The sequence below is a fragment of the Marinobacter aromaticivorans genome, assembly GCF_002806975.1.
GTDB classification, from domain to species: domain Bacteria; phylum Pseudomonadota; class Gammaproteobacteria; order Pseudomonadales; family Oleiphilaceae; genus Marinobacter; species Marinobacter aromaticivorans.
The window spans coordinates 1-19,240 of record NZ_NIHD01000020.1 but is presented as its reverse complement, the minus strand read 5'-3'; the positions used below and the strand labels follow the sequence as shown (position 1 = coordinate 19,240).

19 protein-coding genes and 1 pseudogene are annotated in these 19,240 nt (G+C 59.2%); 8 read left to right on the top strand and 12 right to left on the bottom strand.

Features of this window, described 5'->3' with window-relative positions; genetic code table 11:
- Positions 1–67 precede the first annotated feature (67 nt).
- Both CDH48_RS17945 and CDH48_RS19790 read right to left on the bottom strand, forming a co-directional pair.
- Positions 68–352 carry a type II toxin-antitoxin system RelE/ParE family toxin gene (locus CDH48_RS17945; protein ID WP_011784161.1) on the bottom strand — a complete coding sequence of 95 codons (285 nt, stop codon included), beginning with the start codon at positions 350–352 and terminating at the stop codon, positions 68–70.
- Positions 345–1,004, bottom strand: coding sequence for a type II toxin-antitoxin system RelB/DinJ family antitoxin (locus CDH48_RS19790; protein ID WP_455429683.1), 660 nt, complete (start codon positions 1,002–1,004; stop codon positions 345–347). The genes CDH48_RS17945 and CDH48_RS19790 overlap by 8 nt, the downstream gene beginning before the upstream one ends.
- Before the next feature lie 173 nt (positions 1,005–1,177).
- On the opposite strand from CDH48_RS19790, the pseudogene CDH48_RS17930 reads away from it, so the two are divergent.
- Positions 1,178–1,539: pseudogene (locus CDH48_RS17930) on the top strand (transposase); the annotation flags it as partial.
- 230 nt (positions 1,540–1,769) lie between these two features.
- Positions 1,770–2,843, top strand: coding sequence for a phospholipase A (locus CDH48_RS17925; protein ID WP_406565000.1), 1,074 nt, complete (start codon positions 1,770–1,772; stop codon positions 2,841–2,843).
- Between the two features lie 46 nt (positions 2,844–2,889).
- Here the strand turns inward: CDH48_RS17925 and CDH48_RS17920 are convergent, their stop codons facing one another.
- Genes CDH48_RS17920 through CDH48_RS17910 form a run of 3 tightly spaced genes read right to left on the bottom strand, consistent with a single transcriptional unit; the run spans position 2,890 to position 7,853 of the window.
- Positions 2,890–4,011 (bottom strand): ABC transporter permease, encoded by a 1,122-nt coding sequence (locus tag CDH48_RS17920; protein ID WP_100690086.1) that lies wholly within the window; start codon positions 4,009–4,011, stop codon positions 2,890–2,892.
- Between the two features lie 3 nt (positions 4,012–4,014).
- Complete coding sequence (gene rbbA / locus CDH48_RS17915; protein ID WP_100690085.1) at positions 4,015–6,798, bottom strand: ribosome-associated ATPase/putative transporter RbbA; 2,784 nt, start codon at positions 6,796–6,798, stop codon at positions 4,015–4,017.
- On the bottom strand, positions 6,795–7,853 hold the full coding sequence (locus tag CDH48_RS17910; RefSeq protein ID WP_100690105.1) for an HlyD family secretion protein: 1,059 nt from the start codon (positions 7,851–7,853) through the stop codon (positions 6,795–6,797). The genes rbbA and CDH48_RS17910 overlap by 4 nt, the downstream gene beginning before the upstream one ends.
- A 171-nt stretch (positions 7,854–8,024) precedes the next feature.
- Between CDH48_RS17910 and CDH48_RS19145 the strand changes: the two genes are divergently transcribed.
- On the top strand, positions 8,025–8,195 hold the full coding sequence (locus CDH48_RS19145; protein WP_157807863.1) for a hypothetical protein: 171 nt from the start codon (positions 8,025–8,027) through the stop codon (positions 8,193–8,195).
- A 292-nt stretch (positions 8,196–8,487) separates the two neighbouring features.
- Here CDH48_RS19145 and CDH48_RS17900 read toward each other — a convergent pair whose 3' ends face one another.
- Together CDH48_RS17900 and CDH48_RS17895 are read right to left on the bottom strand one after the other, a co-directional pair.
- Complete coding sequence (locus CDH48_RS17900) at positions 8,488–8,775, bottom strand: HigA family addiction module antitoxin (protein WP_100690084.1); 288 nt, start codon at positions 8,773–8,775, stop codon at positions 8,488–8,490.
- A gap of 10 nt (positions 8,776–8,785) precedes the next feature.
- Positions 8,786–9,064, bottom strand: coding sequence for a type II toxin-antitoxin system RelE/ParE family toxin (locus tag CDH48_RS17895; RefSeq protein WP_100690083.1), 279 nt, complete (start codon positions 9,062–9,064; stop codon positions 8,786–8,788).
- Positions 9,065–9,087: 23 nt separating this feature from the next.
- Between CDH48_RS17895 and CDH48_RS17890 the strand changes: the two genes are divergently transcribed.
- Positions 9,088–9,402, top strand: a complete 315-nt coding sequence (locus tag CDH48_RS17890; protein ID WP_100690082.1) for a MipA/OmpV family protein — start codon at positions 9,088–9,090, stop codon at positions 9,400–9,402.
- 145 nt (positions 9,403–9,547) lie between these two features.
- On the opposite strand, the gene CDH48_RS17885 is transcribed toward CDH48_RS17890, so the two are convergent.
- A complete protein-coding gene (locus tag CDH48_RS17885; RefSeq protein ID WP_100690081.1) occupies positions 9,548–10,387 on the bottom strand; it encodes a universal stress protein in 840 nt (279 codons plus the stop codon).
- Positions 10,388–10,390: 3 nt separating this feature from the next.
- Positions 10,391–10,828 carry a MarR family transcriptional regulator gene (locus CDH48_RS17880; RefSeq protein ID WP_100690080.1) on the bottom strand — a complete coding sequence of 146 codons (438 nt, stop codon included), beginning with the start codon at positions 10,826–10,828 and terminating at the stop codon, positions 10,391–10,393.
- Positions 10,829–11,316: 488 nt separating this feature from the next.
- On the opposite strand from CDH48_RS17880, the gene CDH48_RS17870 reads away from it, so the two are divergent.
- The 4 genes from CDH48_RS17870 to CDH48_RS17855 all read left to right on the top strand — a co-directional run bounded on the left by CDH48_RS17870 (position 11,317) and on the right by CDH48_RS17855 (position 14,864).
- On the top strand, positions 11,317–11,664 hold the full coding sequence (locus tag CDH48_RS17870; RefSeq protein WP_157807862.1) for an IclR family transcriptional regulator domain-containing protein: 348 nt from the start codon (positions 11,317–11,319) through the stop codon (positions 11,662–11,664).
- A 124-nt stretch (positions 11,665–11,788) separates the two neighbouring features.
- Entirely contained in the window at positions 11,789–12,469 is a 681-nt protein-coding gene (locus CDH48_RS17865) for a nitroreductase (protein ID WP_100690077.1), read from the top strand.
- A gap of 9 nt (positions 12,470–12,478) precedes the next feature.
- Positions 12,479–13,858, top strand: a complete 1,380-nt coding sequence (locus CDH48_RS17860; RefSeq protein ID WP_100690076.1) for a hypothetical protein — start codon at positions 12,479–12,481, stop codon at positions 13,856–13,858.
- Between the two features lie 40 nt (positions 13,859–13,898).
- The gene (locus tag CDH48_RS17855; protein WP_100690075.1) at positions 13,899–14,864 is read left to right on the top strand and encodes an NAD(P)H-dependent flavin oxidoreductase; all 966 of its coding nucleotides are present in this window, start codon (positions 13,899–13,901) and stop codon (positions 14,862–14,864) included.
- Positions 14,865–14,996: 132 nt separating this feature from the next.
- On the opposite strand, the gene CDH48_RS17850 is transcribed toward CDH48_RS17855, so the two are convergent.
- The 3 genes from CDH48_RS17850 to CDH48_RS17840 are packed head-to-tail and all read right to left on the bottom strand — an operon-like array spanning position 14,997 to position 19,109.
- The gene (locus tag CDH48_RS17850) at positions 14,997–15,779 is read right to left on the bottom strand and encodes an enoyl-CoA hydratase/isomerase family protein (protein ID WP_100690074.1); all 783 of its coding nucleotides are present in this window, start codon (positions 15,777–15,779) and stop codon (positions 14,997–14,999) included.
- 16 nt (positions 15,780–15,795) lie between these two features.
- Positions 15,796–17,604 (bottom strand): acyl-CoA dehydrogenase family protein, encoded by a 1,809-nt coding sequence (locus CDH48_RS17845; protein ID WP_100690073.1) that lies wholly within the window; start codon positions 17,602–17,604, stop codon positions 15,796–15,798.
- Complete coding sequence (locus CDH48_RS17840) at positions 17,601–19,109, bottom strand: class I adenylate-forming enzyme family protein (RefSeq protein WP_227521169.1); 1,509 nt, start codon at positions 19,107–19,109, stop codon at positions 17,601–17,603. The genes CDH48_RS17845 and CDH48_RS17840 overlap by 4 nt, the downstream gene beginning before the upstream one ends.
- Positions 19,110–19,240 lie beyond the last annotated feature (131 nt).

Below are 19,240 nucleotides of genomic sequence, written 5' to 3'. Positions count from 1 at the left end.
ATATGTCGCAGGGTCTTCATCAAGGTCTTCGCCGGCTAGGCCGAGGAGAAAGCCCTTGATTCAGGTGTTAATCGGTTGGCGGCCACTGCTGCGCAGCATGTAACACGCGCAGTATTCGTACCGTCAAGGCATCCTCCTGGTACACGAGGATATAGTTCGACCAGGCGACGAGTTCCCGGGTCCCTTCAACCCGACCAGGGCGGCCTATTGTGGGGAACTCCGGCAGCTTTTCAGCTTTCATCTCGATATCATCTTTTACGCGCTGTGCTGCATCGGGATTGTCATCAGAGATGTAATCGACAATCCCTAGCAGATCGGTACGAGCCAGTTCCAGCCACTCCAGTTCAGGCACGGCGACGCTTTCTGTCGATCAACGCTTGTGCCTCATCCATTACCTGTTGATGAGGAACGGTAGGTCGGGCATCAGCCAGGGCCTCTTTCACTTTATCGCGGAACCAGGCGTCATGGGCTTCCGGATCAGCCGTTAACCCAACGGGCAATCCGCCCTCTTTGGTTACGCGGGTTAGAAGGATGCGGACGGCATCTGATACCGTCAAGCCGAAGCTGGCAAGCTTTTCCGCTGCATCAGCCTTCAGCTCGTCGTCCACACGAACGTGCAGCATTGAAGTGTGAGCCATGATGAATTCTCCGATTGTCATACGTAACTCTATTGTGTATCTCAAATGCGATACAGTCAAGCTGCTGTGGACATTAGCAAAATCACTGCGTTTGGTCAGATGCCAGTATTTTATAGCCTGTTGACCGGCCATCTCCGTAGCCCCCACTCCCAGGCTGTGCAGGGCACGGACTTTATCCTTGTCCACCGTGGGTTTACGGCCAAACTTGACCCCCTTGGCCTTGGCCTCCAGGCGGTCCTCGTTGGTGCGTTCCAGTATGCGCTGACGCTCGGCCTGGGCCACGGCCGACAGGATGGTGACTACCATCTTGCCCATGATCCCCTCGGTGCTGATCCCATCGTCGAGGAACCGGATAGCCACACCCATGTTGTCGAACTCTTTGATGAGCTGGCCCGCAGTTGCGTCAATACAAGATCGAACAGCACTGGGATGACATGATGCACATTGCCGGTTCGCTCAAACTGGGGACCGTGCAGGCCTCCGTGGGATGCGCTGGAAGCGTAACTGGAAGCGTTTTACCCCAAAGGCGGTGGGCCGGGGGCGGCCCACCCATGGGCCTGGGACGAATGTTGCGGCTGTATGTTAGTGGCCCCAACAGTGCTTTGGCTTCTCGGACCAACGCATCGAGGATGCGATTTACGACAATCAGGCGATCCGGCGTTTCGTTGGCATTGACCTCGGCCGGGAGTCAGCACCGGATGCGACCACCTTGCTCAAGTGTCGCCGACTGCTGGAGCGCGAAGGGCTCACCGGCAAGCTGTTTGAGGCGATCAACGCTCATCTGGCTGGGCAGGGGCTGATGCTACGCGAGGGCACCGTGGTGGACGCGACGCTGCTTGCCGCATCGCCGTCCACGAAAAACCGGGCCAGAAAACGCGATCCGGAAATGCACCAGGCTCGCAGCCTGCTTCACGGCGAAGAAACAGACGTTATGTACCTGTGCTGGGTTGTGTCAGCCAGCGGTTAAGCTAACATCCGGCACAAGCTGATTTTTCTTCTGCTGGCATTGAGCCTGCTGGGGTCCGGATTTGCAGCATTGCCAACACCTGGATCAGCCTGACCGCTGCCAATTGAGAAGACGCGATGAAAAGATATCCTTACGGTTTTTCAGCAGCCTGGGCGCTTACGCTGATGTTCGCGATGGCCAGCCCCACGGTGGCAGCTCAGGCTGCACCGGATGAACAGAAAGAAACCGCTAACTGTGCGTTGATCCGGGACGGCATCCAGCGCCTTGCGTGCTATGACGCCCAGAATGATCCCATTGCCGCCAGAAAAACGGCGGACGAAGACACGTTACAGCAGGCGGATGAGGAAGCCGCTATTCCGGTGGCTGATGATGCCCGGCGGGAGCAGATCGTCAGCGATGCCCTTGAGGACGACTCAGGCACCGGTCTGGTGGCAGCCCTGGTGGATAATTACCTGACCGCGGAGAAGGCAATTTTTTCATTCAGCGGCAGTTTTGTGACCCACCGCCCAAACTACATTCTGCCGATCACCTATGTCGACGACCCTAACCCAAGGCCCATCAGCCCGAGACTGGGCCCCGCCGGCTATGACTTCGCTCTGGAAGAGGAAGAGGCGAAATACCAGATCAGTTTCAAGATTCCACTGCTGACTGGCATTTTTGATGATCGAACCACCTTCTGGTTTGGCTATACCCAGCAGTCCTACTGGCAGGTGTACAACACCAAAGACTCCGCTCCCTTCCGTGAAACCAACTACGAGCCCGAGATTTTCTTCCGGCACCGGCTGGACTGGGATCTTGGGCCTGGCACTCTGAGTGCGGTGTCTCTGAGCTTCAATCACCAGTCTAACGGTCAATCAGAACCCCGGTCGCGCAGCTGGAACCGGATCATGGGCACCGCGGCTTACAGCTATGACCGCTGGCTGTTTATGGTTAAGCCCTGGTTCCGGCTGCCGGAGAATAGTAGCGATGACGACAACTCAGATATCGAGAAGTATCTCGGACATGGTAGTTACCACGCGGTTTACAAGCTGACAGAGGACCGCACGTTTTCGCTGAAGCTTTTGAACAATATGCGTTCTACCAATCGGACGTCGTTGGAGTTCGGGTACAGTTTCCCGATGGGGGATACACTGAAGGGCTTTTTCCAGTACTACAACGGGTATGGGGAGAGTCTGATTGATTATAACGAGCGTATCGAGCGGTTTGGCGTGGGGATTATGCTGAATAACTGGTTCTAGCCGAAGTGTGCCCGGCGCAACTCCACGCTGCCATGCATCAGGTCCGTCAGGCCATGGTGCTGAGTGTTCGCCGGAAGCGGGTCAGGGCCAAGCCAAAAAGGGTACTCCCGATAACGGCGATGGCCAGAAATTGCGGCCACACGGTGGCGAGGCCCGCGCCACGATACAGAATGGCCTGGGCCAGCATTACAAAGTGGGTGTTGGGCGCGGCGAGCATGATGTACTGGACGGCCTCCGGCATGCTCTCGCGCGGCGTCGAGCCCCCGGAGAGCATCTGCAGCGGCAGCAGCACCAGCATCAGCAGCAAGGCGAACTGCGGCATGGAGCGGGCGACGGTGCCCAGGAAGATGCCCATCGAGGTGGTCGCGAACAGATGCAGCGCGGTCCCGACCAGGAACAACGCGAGCGAGCCTTCGATCGGCACGGACAGCCAACCCTGCACCACCGCAGTCAGTGCGAAGGCGGTGGCGGCAAGGACGACCAGCGCCATCGCCCATACCTTGCTGCTCATGATCTCGAAAGGCGTGACCGGCATGACCAGCAGATGCTCGACGGTGCCGTGCTCGCGCTCGCGGATCAGCGCCGCGCCGGTGAGGACGATGGAGAGCATGGTCACGTTATTGATGACCTGCATGATGGCGCCGAACCACGACTTGTTGAGCTGGGGATTGAAGCGCATCCGCAGCGCCAGATCGACCGGCAACTCCGGAACCTCGCGATAACGCTGCGCGAAGGCGCGCACCTCGTCGGTGACGATGGTCTGGATATAGCCGCTGCCGGTAAATGCCTGGCTCATGCGCGTGGCATCGACGTTGAGCTGGACCGTGGGCCGCCGCCCTGCCAGCAGGTCACGCTGGAAGTTCGGCGGGATGTCGAGGGCGAAGGTGTCGAGGCCGGCATCCATGCGGGCGTCCATCTCGGCCTGGTCGATCACCTCGGGGAGAACAAAGTACGGCGGGTAAAAGGCGCTGACGATGCGCCAGGACAGCGGTGAGCGATCCTCGTTCACCACCGCGATCGGCGCCTTGTTGAGGGTCTCCGGCATGGCCGTGGCCGCCGTGTAGACAGACACGGTGAAGGCGTAGACAATCAGCACCAGCATGATCGGGTCGCGGACAAGGCTGCGCAACTCTTTGACACCGAGATGGCAAATATTGGCAAGGCGCATGGACTATCGCTCCTGCTTCTTGAGCAGCGCGGCGGACAGCCCGATCAGGACCGGTACGGCCAGCGCCAGCGGGAGAAAGGCGCCATGCAGGTCAGAGAAGTTGAGGGCCTTCGAGAAGGTGCCGCGCGCGATCGTCAGGAAATGCGTGGTCGGATAGACCTCGCCGATCAGCCGGCCCATCCCTTCCAGGGACGAGACCGGGTCGATCATGCCGGAGAAGTTCGCCGCCGGCAGGATGGTGAGCACCGCCGTACCGAAGATCGCCGCAATCTGGCTGCGCATGAAGGTGGAGATCAGCAGCCCCACGGCCGTGGCGGCACCAACATAGAGCAGCGCACCCGCCGCCAGCGTCAGGAAGCTGCCCTTCAGCGGCACGCCGAAGACGGTCACCGCGAGCAGCGTGAGCAGCAGGAAGCTCAGGAAGGACAGGACCACGTAAGGGAACTGCTTGCCGAGCAGGAACTCGAGCCGCGTGGTGGGCGTGACGTAGAAGTTGGTGATCGAGCCGAGCTCCTTCTCGCGCACCACGCTGAGCGCCGCGAGCATGGCCGGGATCAGCATGAGCAGCAGCGGGATCACCGCCGGTACCATTGCCACCAGGCTCTTGACGTCCGGGTTATAGCGGAACCGGGTCTCGATATTGACGAGCCCCGCCAAAGCCTCGCCGTAGCCGGCCTCGCGCGCCTTGGTCGCCAGCCAGTGGGCATGAATCCCCTGCACATAGCCGCGGACGGTCTCGCCCCGTGTCGGCATGGCGCCGTCGATCCAGGCGCCGATCTCGACCCGCCGGCCTCGGGCAATGTCGCGCGCGAAGCCCGGCGGGATCTCGATCGCCAGACTGATGTCGCCTTCGCGCATTCGCCGGTCAAGATCGGCATAATCGGTGATCGGCGGCCGCTCGACGAAGTACCGGGAGCCGCTGAGGTTGAGCGTATAGTCGCGGCTGACGGTGGTCTGGTCGCGATCCAGCACCGCAAAGGTGAGATCCTCAACATCGAGGCTGATCCCATAGCCCATCACGAACATCAGGATGACGCTGCCGAGCAGCGCCAGCGTCAGCCGGATGGGATCGCGGCGCAGTTCCAACCCTTCGCGCCGGGCGTGGCTGATCATGCGCCGGGGATCGAACATGCGCCGCCAGCCTTGGGGTTCGCCATGGCCTGCCGACGCGTTAACCGTATCGAGCGACGCTGTTTGCCCCGCGTCGGCTTCGTCTTCCCCCGACGCCTCCTCCAGATGCGCCACGAATGCCTCTTCCAGGGTCTCCGCGCCCCGCTGCTGCACGATATTCGCCGGCGTGTCGGTGACCAGCACCCGACCCGCATGCATCAGCGAGATGCGGTCGCAGCGCTCAGCCTCGTTCATGAAGTGCGTGGAAATGAAGATGGTCACCCCGTCACGGCGCGACAGCTCGACCAGCCTGCGCCAGAAGGCGTCGCGCGCGACCGGGTCGACACCTGAGGTGGGCTCGTCGAGGATCAGCATCTCGGGCTTGTGGATCATGGCGACCGCCAGCGACAGGCGCTGCCGGTGGCCGAGGGGCAGCCGGCCCGGCAGGCTGTCGATCACAGCCGCCAGATCGAAACGTTCAACCATGTCGTCCACGCGCCCTGAAACCTCGGCAACGGGCACGTGAAACAGCCGGGCATGCAGCTGCAGGTTCTGCCGCACCGTCAGCTCGGTGTAGAGCGAGAAAAACTGGGACATGTAGCCGACCCGGCGCCGGGTCGCGAGGTCGTGCGGGTCCACCTCGTGTCCGAACAGCCAGGCGCGGCCTTCGCTCGGCGGCAGGAGGCCGGTCAGCATCTTCATGGTCGTGGTCTTGCCGCAGCCGTTGGAGCCGAGAAAACCGAAGATCTCACCCCGTGGGACACGCAGGTTCACATGATCGACCGCGGTGAACTCGCCGAAGCGCATGGTCAGGTCCCGGGCCTCGATGGCGGCATCGCCATCGTCTTCCGGCCGCGGCGGAATCTCGACCGCCCGATAATCCCGGCGCTTGTCCTCCGGCAGCAGCCGGATGAAGGCTGCCTCCAGCGACTCCGCCTCCGTGCTGTGCAGCAGGCCTTCGGGCGTGTCGCTGGCCAGCACCCGCCCATCGTCCATCGCCGCCAGCCAGTCGAAACGTGCCGCCTCCTCCATATAGGCCGTGGCCACCAGCACGCTCATGCCGGGCCGGGAACGACGGATGCCGGCGATCAACTCCCAGAACTGGCGTCGTGAGAGGGGGTCGACACCGGTGGTCGGCTCGTCGAGGATGAGCAGGTCCGGGTCGTGGATCAGCGCGCAGCAGAGGCCGAGCTTCTGCTTCATCCCCCCGGACAGCTTGCCCGCCGCCCGATCGAGAAACGGCTTGAGCCCGGTGGCCCCGGTCAGCGCATCAATGCGGCGCGCCCGTTCGCCGCCGTCATGCCCAAACAGGCGCCCGAAGAAGTCGAGGTTCTCGGACACTGTGAGTGTCGGATAGAGGTTCCGCCCGAGGCCCTGCGGCATGTAGGCGATGCGCGGGCCGACTCCGCGGCGATGGCGCGCATCAGCCGTGTCGCCGCCGAGCACCGCGACCTGTCCCGTCTGGACCGCGCGGGCGCCGGCGACCAGCGCCAGCAGGCTCGACTTGCCGACCCCGTCCGGGCCGATCAGCCCGGCCATGCAGCCCGCCGGGATATCGATGGTAACCTCGTCGAGCGCACGCACCTTGCCGTAGCGCAGGGACACATCCCGCAGGCGGGCAACCGGCGCGGTAGCGCCCCCGCCATCCTCGATCTGTGCATGCACATCACGGCTCACTGCGGCAGTCTCGTCTGCAGTTCAGGCGGCCAATCCACCCGCGGGTCGAGCTGCACATAGGCCATGCCCGGCAGGCCGGTCTTGACCTGGAGGAGGTGCTCCCTGAGCAGGTCCGGGGCGATCCGCGCCTTGATGCGGAACATCAGCTTCTGGCGCTCTTCTTGCGTCTCCACCGTCTTGGGTGTGAACTGCGCGACGTCCGCCACGAAGGAGATTTCGGTCGGGATCACGTATTGCGGGGCGGCGTCGAGCACGAGCCGCGCCTCGGCCCCGAGCGCGATCCGCCCGGCCTGTTCCGTCGGCAGGAAGAAGGTCATGTACACATCGGTGAGATCGACCATGTTCAGTACCACGCCGCCCGGGGAGAGAACCTCGCCGGGCTGAGCGACGCGGTACTGGACACGCCCGTCACGCGGCGATTTCAGCACGCTGTCGTCGATATCCGCCTGAATGCGCTGGAGGGTGGCCTGCGCCGCTTCCACCGAGGCCTCCGAAGCAATGACATCCGACCTGGCCCGCCCTATGGCGGCTTGCGCGGCCGCCGCCTGCGCCTCCGCGGCGCCGACCGCAGCCTTCGCCGCCGCAGCTGCGGCACGGTCGTCGTCGAGCTGCGCCTCGGAGACGGCGTTTTTTGAGGCGAGCTCCCGGGTGCGGGCAAGCCGTTTTTGCGCGGCGTCGAGCTCGGCCTTCCTCTGGGCGATGAGCGCCTCGGCGGCCTGCTTCTCGGCCTCGCGCTGGGTCACCAGGCTCTGCGCGGTCTCGATGCCGATGAGCGCCCGTTGCAACTGCGCCTCGGCCTCCCGGAGCTGCGCCTCCAGGACGGCCGTGTCCATTTTCGCCAAGACCTGGCCGGCGCGGACGAAGTCGCCCTCGTTGACCAGGATCTCCCGGATCCGGCCTGCGGTCCTGGCCGCGATATCGATCTCGACCGCCTCGATCCGGCCGTTTCCGGCGGCGAATCCGTCGGGCAAGTCCTGCGGTTGAAAATGCCACCAAGCCCAAACACCCAGCCCAATGACAATCGCAGCGGCGACGCCTCGAATACCTGCTTTCATGAATTTTTTCACGTCTTGGATTGCTCCACGCCAGTTGGCTCACTCATTCTTGACCATTGTATTCAGGCTGAGCGAGATCTTTGTAGACCCACATCTGAAGCTGTAGCCTACGCACGAATCATAGCAATTAGGCTGATCCACATCATTTTTGTCGACAAATCCCCGGGCGAGATGTCCAGGATGATCCCCTGCGGGATATACCGTGGTCGCCGGAAAGCCGATGTGCTTACCTTCCGCCTCAATGATGACGCAGGCCGCCCCGAGAATGTGCCCGACCGGTCGCAGGTGGAAGCGAATATCACCGAGCTGGACCACTTGGTGAAAGTCTACCGATTGAAATAGCTCCCTACGGGCTTCTGCATCATCCTGATCATACAGGGGCTCCGGAGTCTCATGCCTGCTCAGCTTATGGCGGCCGAGGTAATGCGCGTCCTCTTCCTGGAGATGACCGCTATCGGCCAGCAATATGCCGCATAGCTCTTGGGTGGCATGATAGGTACAAACCGCCCCTCGGAAACCCTGCTTGTAGGGGTGTGAAGTCCGACAGGCTGCTGGATTTGCTCTAACTACGGCTCTGGCCGACGTGAGTTGGCAAAGCGCCATGACCGGCGCTGACTGGGATGGCAGTGCTGCTTCAGGCCGCAACAAGCCTCTTCACGTTAAGTTCTTTGCGATGTTGTTCGGCATGCCAGAGTTCATATTGGGACTGCTGATTCAGCCAGCTTTCTGCCGAAGTATCGAAAGCAATAGAGAGACGGATTGCCATTTCGGGACTTATACCGGCCTTGCCATTCAACACGGCACTCAGTGTTTTGCGACTAACGCCCAATGCCTCTGATGCTGCGGTGACAGAGAGGCCAAGAGGCTTAAGACAAAGCTCTCGCAATACTTCACCCGGGTGCGGAGGGTTGTGCATTAACATTGGCGGTACCTCAGTGATAATCCTCGTAGTTCACAATCTCGGCATCTCCGTCTTCGAACCGGAAGGTCACTCGCCAGTGACCACTGACTGTCACTGACCAGATTCTGGTTCTATTGCCAGAGAGTTCGTGCAAACGAAGACCGGGCAAGTCCATATCTTTGGCATTCGCCGCTGCATTCAATCTACCGAGAATGAGCCGAAGCCTCTTTTCATGAGCGGCCTGAATCCCTGTAGTACTGCCCGACTTGAAGAATTTTGCCAAACCTTTGTGTTTGAAGCTTCGAATCATTCCCTGAATGTACCCTGTAACGTATCAGGTGTCAAAGCACATCACTATCTGTCGGTCCCGGCCTGACTTACAGAAGCAAACCGTGGACCGAAGACCAGTTCAACGTCTCGGCGGCAGAGAGCGTCCGCTCAGGTCTGGCCCGCTATTCGGTTAATGCCGGCTATTTGCGGGCCCGCCTAGGCGGCGCACTCACCTACCGGATGAGCCCTTCATGGTCGCTGACCGGCTTTGCAGCGGTGATCTACCTCACCGGCGCTGCCAAAGACAGCCCGATTGTGGAGGACATTGGCAGCGCCACTCAGGCCTTCGATGGTGCACTGATCAACTACCGGCTCTGACCACGATAACTGAACCAGCCAGGGTCTCTGGAGCTGGGCCACTGGATCCTGGCTGCCTGAGCCAATTGCCTGCAACGATCAAGCCCTCCGGTCATCGCGCACCCGAAGGGCTCCGTCGATAGCCCGCCAGCGCGCTCGTTTATGGTCAACGCGACACCAGCACAGGGATTGACGCTTGACAGAGTACTGTTCGAGTAGCGCTACCCAGCACCAGTCGGGTGAGCCGCGTATGGCCATAGGCGCCCATCACCAGCATGTCGGCATTGAACGCCCGCGCCTGTTCGAGTAACACTGGGCCGACCTTACCACCGTCGACTTGTTCCAGTGTTACCTGTACGCCATAACGCGCGAGGTGGCGACACAGGTCCGCGCCGAAATCCTCTCTACACTCCAGCTCGCCATCCGGTTCATCGCAGACACAAACCACCTTCACTGCTTCGGCCTGGGCCAGAAAGGGTAACGCATCGCCGACCGCTCGTGTTGCCTCCCGGCTAGCGTTCCAGCCGACAACGACACGTCGTCCAATCCGTCCGGCCGCCCATTCGTCCGGAATGAGTATAGTCGGGCGTCCCGAGCCGAAGATAACATGCTCGGCCATCCTGACCGTCATGGAAGGTTCGGGGGAGCTTTCGAAGGGAGGGACCAACGCCAGCCCTGCATAGCGCGCGTGTAGCATTAATTCCTCCGCTAACTCGCTCTCGGACAAGCGCCACTCTGCGCTAATGCCCCTTGCGCGAACCATTGTCTCAAAGCGCTCCCTGACCTGAGCCTCTGCGTCCCGAACACGCACGCGATGCTGTTCGAGCAAGGCGCGCATGGCAGGGCCTGCCACAGAGTGCGCATGAGGCATCGCTCTCAGTGGCGTTGCCACAAACACCGCTATCAGACAGGCATTCCAGCACGCGGCGATGTCAGCGGCGATCGCCAGTCGTCGGTCATAGGGTCGGGCCTCCTCAAGAAAGACAACGATATCCTTAGGTAGCATGCTTCACCTCCTGGTCGCGTTTTCCATAACCTGCTCAAAAACACGCAGGGCGACTTCCAGGTCGGTATTTTCAATGCCTTTCAGCATCTCCTCTCGCAACACATTCGCCCGCTCATTCAGATCGCACATAAAGCGCTCACCGGCATGGGTAAGATACAGCAGCCTGGCGCGCCGATCACGCTCACTACGCCGGCGTTCAATCAGACCCTGCTCCTCAAGGCTGTCAAGCAGGCGGACCAATGTCGGATTCTCGATGGTCATCAAGTGGGCTAACTGCCGCTGGGTCAATCCTCCACCACCACGCTGCAGGCAGATCATGGTGAACCAGCGAGCCTGGGTAACCCCCAGGTCTTTCAGGCGCTCATCCAGCAACTTGCGCCAGCGTCTTGCTACCCGGGCATTGATGAAAGGAAACTGATCTCGAGGGGTTTGTGGGTCCATATCACCGTCCTGCTATTGACAATTCAGTAACAGTAAATCGTAAGCTAATCATATAGACAAGCGTCAGTTACACATTAGCGAGGTTTGCGCCAGATCAATAGGCAACATCACGCGGATTCCGAGGCCAGCTAAGGAACTTCTCCTTCCAGTGAGACAGGTAACTCCTCACTTTTTCAGAGACAGGAGGCCTTCAGCGTATTGTCGCCCTGGTAGACACCCTCGCTGCGTGACCGGCAACCGGCTTAAAAAAGCTGGCGCCGAGCGCTCCACAACGCCGTAGCATCTTCACTCGCAACCAGCCCGGTCTTCGGCACTGCGTCTTCCAGGCAATCCGCATCCGCTAAGGTCAGTCCCCAGTCGAGTAGAGTCTGCAGGGCCGACAACAAGGCCAAGTTCCGCTTATCGGTCAGAATGGCATGAACTCGAGGTTGGGTGACCAAAAACCGGTAGTTCAATAGGTTGGGAGTGTTCTGGGCTATTTTTCACGTTTGTCTGTCAACCCTCCTGAAGATCTCGACCACTACCTCAATACCCAGGAAATTCTTCGATACACTCGGTTCACTATTACCGACAAGGAAGAGCTCAAACGGGTGATATTGGCCGATGGTGCCAAAGACTGGTCGATCGTGGATCGTGAGCTCGAGGAAGGTATGTGTGGTATTTCAGTGCCGATCCGGAATCGCCATTACAAAGCCATTGCGGCGATCAACCTGACCATGCCTCCGAGCAAGGCCGCGGAGCCCGGCGTGCTGGATTATCTGCTGGAGGAATTACAGACGGCCGCGGGCCGTATCAATACAGAACTGAAGGCCAGAGAGCCCATAATGAAAGGTTGAAGCCAGGCCTGAATAAGCCATTCATTAACGGCATGGCTTTTATATAAAATATGCTTTTCTCCACTGACCTTTATCTTGTTACCGTGTCAGTCTAAACAATGTACTTGATAACTTCGGGAAATCCATGACTACGCCAACAATGACACTGGTCGACGCCATTACGACACGCCGCTCAGTTCGAGGTTTTCTTCCCGACCCGGTAAGTGATGAGGTTCTCCAGCAGATCTTCGAGCTGGCCCGAACAGCGCCGTCGAACTGCAACACGCAGCCCTGGACCTGCTACGTTGCTTCCGGTGATCTGAAAAACCGCTTGCGTGAGCAGTTCCTGCAGCGACAGGAAGATAAGGTTCCCGGCACTCCTGATTTCGGTTACGTATCTCAGTTTGAAGGCGAATACCGCAAGCGTCAGGTGGAATGCGCCGTTGCCCTGTATAACGAAATGGGTATTGCCCGGGACGACAAGGCCGGACGCCTTCGGGCAGTGCGTCGTAACTTCGAGTTCTTCGACGCACCCCACATCCTGTTCCTCGGCATGGACCGCAATTTCGGCTCCACCATCGCCCTGGATGTCGGCATCTATGCCCAGACCCTGATGCTGGCGATGAATGCCTACGGCGTGAGCACATGCGCCATGGGCAGCATGCGCGCCTACCCGGACCTGGTCCGGGAAGCTTTCCGGCTTGATGAACAGACCGGGATCCTGCTGGGCATCAGCTTTGGTTATGAAGATCCCGATGTGCCAGCCAACCGCACCCGCACCACCCGGGAACCGTTGTCTGACACGGTGATTTTCAAGAACCATTAGGGGCCAATAGTGGCCCGCACCTTATCGACATTGTGTCTGCTGACGGCCTGTTTCTGTGCCCTTGCCCGGGAATTCAGCGACTGGTTCCTGTTCAGCCCCCTGGCCGGTGGCGTCCTCATACTGTTCACCATCCTGCAATGGCCGGGCATCAACCTGACTTATCGCATTTTCGCCATTCTGGCGCCGAGCCTGGGGCTTTCACTCTGGCTCAACGGGGCTGTCTCCACGGAAATTCTGGGGGACGCGATTGATCGGGGGGCTTTTTTTACCCTGTTCCTGACCTCTTTGGCGGTCCTCCGTGAATCCGCCAGATCGTCCCGACTGGTGCGCCGCTGCGGAACGGTGCTGGTAAATCAACCGCCGGGGCGTCGTTATTTCTTGATGTCCTTCGGCTCTCACCTGTTCGGCGTGATGTTGAATATCGGTGCACTGAATGTACTGGGCACCATGATACGCCGAGCAATTCGCCCCGGGCCTGACCCGGAAGCCCAGCGCATTGGCGGCATCCGACGCAAGCGAATGTTAACGGCCACGATACGTGGATTCTGCGGGGTGCCGCTCTGGGCACCTACCTCCGTCACGATGCTGCTGGTATTGTCCGGCATTCCTGACCTGACCTGGGAACAATACGCGCCGCTCGGCCTGCTCTGGACGCTGCTATTCATTCTCTGGGGCGCTGTACTGGACCGACTTGCCTACAAACGCCCCAAGGTACAATCGGTCAACGGCGGCAACCTGGCCCATCTGCTTCCGCTGGTGGCCCTGGTCGCGCTGATTCCCAGCCTCACCTACGTGGTTGCCCAAGTCACCGGTCTGGCACTGTTTTCAGCATTGCTGATGTGCGCGCCAATCATAGGCCTGACCTGGATCTGGGTGCAGTACAAAGGCAGGCCGACCCGGGTAAAAGGAGGTTTGCTACTCAGGCGCATGAGAAGGTCTTTCCCCGAAACCTTCACCAACCAGCGCAACGAGGTGGTGTTGTTCGTCTCATCGGGCTTTATCGGGGTAATTCTGATCCCCCTTATCGACCCGGTTGCCGCCAGCGAATTTCTGGCCCGGGCCAGTATCAGCAATGCCACCCTGATGGTCGGCATCTCCCTGGTGATGCTGGTTTTTGCCTTCGTCGGTGTGAACGCGATTATTACCGTGACGCTGATACTGGGGGCTTTGCAGCAACTGCCCGACCTGAACATCCTGCCGCAGGTTCAGGCCTCGGTAATTGCCATCACCTGGGCGGTTTTCGCAGGCGCTTCGCCGTTCACTGCGTCTCTGCGCTTTATCTCCGGTTTTGCCGGCATCTCACCCCTACGCTTCGGAATCGAGTGGAACGGGTGGTTCAGTGCCAGTGTGCTTGGAATTATGTATGTAACCCTCTACCTGGTGCTTTAACGCCCGGCTTTATCCATCCTTTGTTACAGGAGCAACTGCCATGAGTCTTCCAGATAAAATCGGATCGCAGCTAACCCTTCCGGTACTGTGCTCACCAATGTTCATCATCTCCAATCCGAAAATGGTGATCGAACAATGTAAGGCGGGAGTCATCGGATCCTTCCCGGCGCTTAATGCCCGTCCCGCGGAAAAGCTGGATGAATGGCTGACGGAAATTGAAGAGGCGCTTGCAGCCTACAAGGCCGACAATCCCGACGCCAAAGTTGCACCCTATGCGGTCAATCAGATTGCCCACGCGACCAACGATCGTCTGGAACACGACATGCAGGTATGTGTGGAGCACAAGGTGCCCATTATCATTACCAGCCTGCAGGCCAACCCGATGATCGTGGAGGCCGCCCATAGCTATGGGGGCCTGGTATTTCACGATGTGACGAATATCCGCCATGCCAAAAAGGCCCTCAGCATGGGTGTTGATGGCCTGATTCTGGTGACCGCGGGCGCGGGCGGCCATGCCGGCACCCTTAGCCCCTTTGCACTGTTGGCGGAAATACGCAGTTTCTTTGATGGCCCGATTATCCTCGGCGGTGCCATTACCAAAGGCCACCACGTCCTAGCCGCCACGGTAATGGGCGCCGACATGGCTTATATGGGTACCCGCTTTATCGCCACCGAAGAAGCCAATGCCGAACAGGCTTATAAAGACATGATCCTGATGTCGTCAGCATCCGATATCATTTACACCAATTTATTTACCGGCGTTCATGGCAACTACCTTCGCGGCAGCATCGAAAAGGTTGGACTGGACCCAGAAGATCTGCCGGTTTCCGACAAGAGCAAGATGAAGTTTGGCTCTGCCGGTGGCAGCAAACCCAAGGCGTGGAAAGATATCTGGGGTGCAGGTCAGGGCGTGGGTGGTATCACGGAATTGGTACCGGTAGCGAAAGCCGTGACCCAGTTACGGGATGAGTATGAAACCGCCAGGCAGCAAATCTCGAAATACTGAGGAGAAACAAAGTAAGCGGACAGGTTTTTCCGAAACCATATGGAGCCATGGATGGCCCCGGCACCCAAGGCCCCCAGGCCCGGGTGCGATAGTGATTGGCGTAATGATGATCAAGTAATGATCAAGTAATGATCAAGAACGGTTGAACTTACCGGGCCGGCGCTCGGTTACCGCTGCCATACCTTCTTTGTGATCGGCAGTTTTCGCCAGCCAGGCCTGCTCGGCGAATTCGTGATCCAGCCGTTGTTTCAGCTCATCTACCAACCCTTGCCGCAGAGTGGCCCTGGTAGATTCGACCGCAAACGGCGCGCATTGGGCAATCTCCGTTGCCAGGGCGATGGCTTCGTCCCGCACCTGCTCTGCAGGCACCAGTTTGTCTGCCAGGCCATACTCATAGGCTTCTTCGCCCTTGATCCGGCGGCCGGTTAACAGCATCAGATTGGCTCGCTGCTGGCCAATCAATCTCGGCAATACCAGGCTGATACCAAAACCGGGGTGGATGCCAAGCTGTACAAAATTGGCCGCAAACCGGGCCTCTGGACAAACCACCCGGAAATCCGGCACCAGTGACAGCCCCAGACCACCGCCTATGGCAGCACCATGAATGGCGCCAACAATCGGTTTTTTGCACGCGTATAGCCGGGCCGCTGCTTTATAGAGAGTGATCGCGTTATTGGCGGCGTCCGGCTTGAACAGATCACTACCATTGGAGGAAAAGTCCGCGCCGGCACAAAACGCCTTGCCCTGGGCCGCCAGTACGATTGCACGGCACTGCTCGTCCTGTTCGAGCGCTTCGAAGGTCTCAGCTATATGCTCGATCAGCGTCACGTCGAAAAAATTAAGTGGCGGCCGTTGGATTTCCACCACAGCCACATGCTCGTGCCATTGCACTCCTACATCATCAAACGATTTCATCTGTTGTCCTTGTTTGCTAGCGGGAAATAATCTCCCAGACCCGACCGCCGTTCTGGCCAGCCGCGCTTTGTTTTAACTCATCGGCGACTGCCAGCCCGATGCGCTCTGACCAGTAGAATTCCGAGCCATACTCCTCACGCCAGCTCCAGATTCGTCGGCTGTACTGCTGCAGCGGGTATTCATAACTGAAACCCATGGCCCCGTGGCACTGGTGCGCCAAACGCGAGACCGTGCCCGCCGCTGCCGAAGCAACCACCTTGGCGGTTGCAACGGACAGGAATGTGTCCTCACTACCACTAAAAGGCTGTGGGTGCTGCGACAACTCCCGTACCGCCTGCTCCACTGACGCATTCGCCAGCGCACTTTCCCCTGCAATATCCGCAATCTTGTGCTGTATGGCCTGGAACTTCCCCAGGGCCCGACCAAACTGATGACGTTCCTTCACATAGGCGACCGTCAATTCGTTCATTTTTTCCATCGCCCCGGCAATCTGGCAGGCCCGCACCAGGGCGCAGAACTGCATCAGTCCGTGTTCGTTCATGCCTTCCACCGCTGACGATAATTCCAGCGGGACCGCCTCGCTCAGTTGAACTTGCGCTCTTGATTCCCCGGCCAGGCTTTCGCGGTAATCAATCTCTACCTTATCGGCAGCGAATGTAGCAATTCTGACGACCCCCTGATCTGATACGGGCACTACCAGGTGCGCAACCCCCGCGTGCAGCGTAAACGACGGTTGCCGCAACAAGCTGTCGGCGAGCAGGTAATGAAGCTCATCGCCAAAGCTCTGCTTGAGCTGGATCGGCCAGAACTCCCGCAAGCGCTCGATGATATCCTGCTCAAACCGGGTACCCAGGTCCTTTACCAGCGAGGCTTCCACCTCCGGGTAATGCCCCTGCTCAAGCAACGCCGCAACACCGAGGGACATCGCCCGTAAGGCCCGGATTCGGGCCACCATGCCGCCCATCATTGCTGCCTGATGTCCGTTCATGGTGGCGGCGGCGTGCTGGAATGCTTTCTCCAGAACCACAAAGGTACTGAGCAAACGCTCCGGACCGGATCGCTCGAGGGCCAGTTCACTGGTTATCTGCTTCCAACCCGCTCCGACCTCACCGAGAACCGAGTCCTCCGGCACGAAGACATGTTCAAAGTGGCTTTCGTTAAAATGCTCGACTCCGCTCATATCGCGGATACCACGCACGCTGACCCCCGGCGAATCCAGCGGCACCAGGAACTGGGTCAGCCCCTCATGTCGCTTCTTGTCGTCCCGTTCGCTGGTGCGGGCCAACACGGTCATGTACTGGCAGATCTGGGCGCCGGAGGACCATAGTTTGGTGCCGGTGATTTCCCAGCCACCTTCTACCCTGTGGGCCCTGGTGCGTACGGAGGCCAGATCCGAACCGGATTCCGGCTCGCTCAGCCCCAGCGCCACAAAGCATTCACCGGCGGCAATGCGGGGTAACAGCGTGCGCTTCATTTGTTCCGTCCCGGTGGCCAGAATCAACGGCCCGCTCTGACGATCGGCAATCCAGTGGGCGTGCACCGGCGCCCCGGCCACCAGCAACTCTTCGGTGATCGCGTAGCGGTGTAACGCACTCAGTTCACGGCCACCGTATTGCTTTGGCCAGGTAACGCCGAGCCAGCCTCTCTGGCCCAGTTTGCGGCTGAACTCCGGATCAATGCCCGAGCACCAGCAATCGGTAACAGGCTGAAAGCCGCCGTTGCGAATTTCTTCCTGCAGGAACGCCCGGACCTCTTTGCGCAAGCGATCAACGCTGTCATCAATCACCGGCGCCGGGAAGTTAAAACGAATGCTTTCCGACATCATTTAATCTCCCCGGCAATCATCTTTTTGAGTTCTGTTTTCAGGATTTTATTGACCGTGGATACCGGCAACGGCTGCTCCATAAACGTGACCGCGGTCGGGCATTTATAATGGGCAATCCGCGCCCGGCAATAATCGATTATGTCCTGTCCGGATACGCACGCATCTTCAGAAACCCTGATTACAGCATGCACTGACTCACCCCATTTCTCATGGGGCACACCAATTACAGCGCATTCTTTTACATCCGGGTGGCGTGACAATATGTTCTCGATTTCTATCGGATAGACATTCTCACCGCCACTGACAATCATGTCTTTCATGCGGCCCACCAGAAACAGATAACCGTCGTCATCCAGAAATCCACTGTCGCCGGTGTAATACCAGCCATCTTCCAAAACCGCCCGGGTTAATTCCGGAGCACGCCAATACCCTTTCATGATATTGGCGCCGCGAACAGCGATCTCCCCCACTTCACCGCTCCCCAGACGCCTCCTGTCTGGCCCGACCACCCTGACATTGACGTGGGGCGCGGCGCGACCGACGGAGACCAGCCGTGCCCGCCGCTCTGGCGCCAGGGAGTGGTCGTCACTGTTCAGCACGGATACCACCGGGGACGCTTCCGTCATGCCATAGGACTGGCCGAAGCCGGTGCCTGGCAACACTCTCAAGGCCCGCTCCATCAAGGCCACGGGCATCGGAGCACCGCCATAAGTGATAAGGCGGAGACTGGACAGGTCGAATTCCGGAAACCGGGGATGATCCAGGAGCATCTGCAGCATGGTGGGTACTATCTGCGTCGTGTTAATACGGTATTCATGCACCAGCTCCATCACAGAAACCACATCAAATCGCGACAGGATCACGGTGTGAATGCCCATCAGCGTGGCGGTATACACCCGGGAGCCGGCGGCCGTGTGAAACATCGGACCCGCCAACAGGTGGGTCTCCCCCTCCTGTAACTGGTACAGGGAAATCCCACCCATCGCATTTGCAAACTGGTTAATGTGGGAGAGCATTACGCCTTTGGAGCGACCGGTGGTCCCCCCGGTGTAAAACAGAATCAGGGTATCGTCATTACCGCCGGGAGTTGCTGTGGGCACAGCCGCCTGCAGCAGCAGATCATCGTAGGACACCATGCCATCTGGCACGTCTCCCGAGCCAGCGTATATCAGCGTTTCCATCCCCGGACAAGCCCGCTGAATCGCGAGGGCCTGCTCGACATGATGTTCGTCCACCACCAGAATTTTCGGCTCAGAGTCTTCAATACACTCCACCATCTCCCTCAGGGATAGGCGGAAGTTCACTGGCACAACGATGGCTGCCAGCCAGGGCACCGAGAAAAACAGCTCAAACCCCCAGTGGGTGTTATACCCCAGGTACGCCACACGGTCTTCACGCCCAATACCCTGTCGCTCCAGAGCTCCCGCCATCGCCTTGCAGCGCGCAAACGTTTCCCGCCAGCAGTATGTGGCGTGATAATAAAGTCGGTGACCTGCCCCCGGTATTTAATCCAACTACTCCCTAGTGTGCCTTAACAAAAGTTCGTCTTATTATTCAGCTTATCGGAAAGACGAGCGATTGATGCAATGATTTGATCCGCTGTTTTGCGCCAGATAAAAGGTTTGGGATCGTCGTT

What these genes read in the sequence shown, in the direction of transcription:
- CDH48_RS19790 (WP_455429683.1), bottom strand. Translation starts at nt 1,004, where the DNA reads ATGGGTGTGGCTATCCGGTTCCTCGACGATGGGATCAGCACCGAGGGG.
- CDH48_RS17925 (WP_406565000.1), top strand. Translation starts at nt 1,770, where the DNA reads ATGTTCGCGATGGCCAGCCCCACGGTGGCAGCTCAGGCTGCACCGGAT.
- CDH48_RS17920 (WP_100690086.1), bottom strand. Translation starts at nt 4,011, where the DNA reads ATGCGCCTTGCCAATATTTGCCATCTCGGTGTCAAAGAGTTGCGCAGC.
- CDH48_RS17910 (WP_100690105.1), bottom strand. Translation starts at nt 7,853, where the DNA reads ATGAAAGCAGGTATTCGAGGCGTCGCCGCTGCGATTGTCATTGGGCTG.
- CDH48_RS19145 (WP_157807863.1), top strand. Translation starts at nt 8,025, where the DNA reads ATGTCCAGGATGATCCCCTGCGGGATATACCGTGGTCGCCGGAAAGCC.
- CDH48_RS17900 (WP_100690084.1), bottom strand. Translation starts at nt 8,775, where the DNA reads ATGTTAATGCACAACCCTCCGCACCCGGGTGAAGTATTGCGAGAGCTT.
- CDH48_RS17895 (WP_100690083.1), bottom strand. Translation starts at nt 9,064, where the DNA reads ATGATTCGAAGCTTCAAACACAAAGGTTTGGCAAAATTCTTCAAGTCG.
- CDH48_RS17885 (WP_100690081.1), bottom strand. Translation starts at nt 10,387, where the DNA reads ATGCTACCTAAGGATATCGTTGTCTTTCTTGAGGAGGCCCGACCCTAT.
- CDH48_RS17880 (WP_100690080.1), bottom strand. Translation starts at nt 10,828, where the DNA reads ATGGACCCACAAACCCCTCGAGATCAGTTTCCTTTCATCAATGCCCGG.
- CDH48_RS17865 (WP_100690077.1), top strand. Translation starts at nt 11,789, where the DNA reads ATGACTACGCCAACAATGACACTGGTCGACGCCATTACGACACGCCGC.
- CDH48_RS17855 (WP_100690075.1), top strand. Translation starts at nt 13,899, where the DNA reads ATGAGTCTTCCAGATAAAATCGGATCGCAGCTAACCCTTCCGGTACTG.
- CDH48_RS17850 (WP_100690074.1), bottom strand. Translation starts at nt 15,779, where the DNA reads ATGAAATCGTTTGATGATGTAGGAGTGCAATGGCACGAGCATGTGGCT.
- CDH48_RS17845 (WP_100690073.1), bottom strand. Translation starts at nt 17,604, where the DNA reads ATGATGTCGGAAAGCATTCGTTTTAACTTCCCGGCGCCGGTGATTGAT.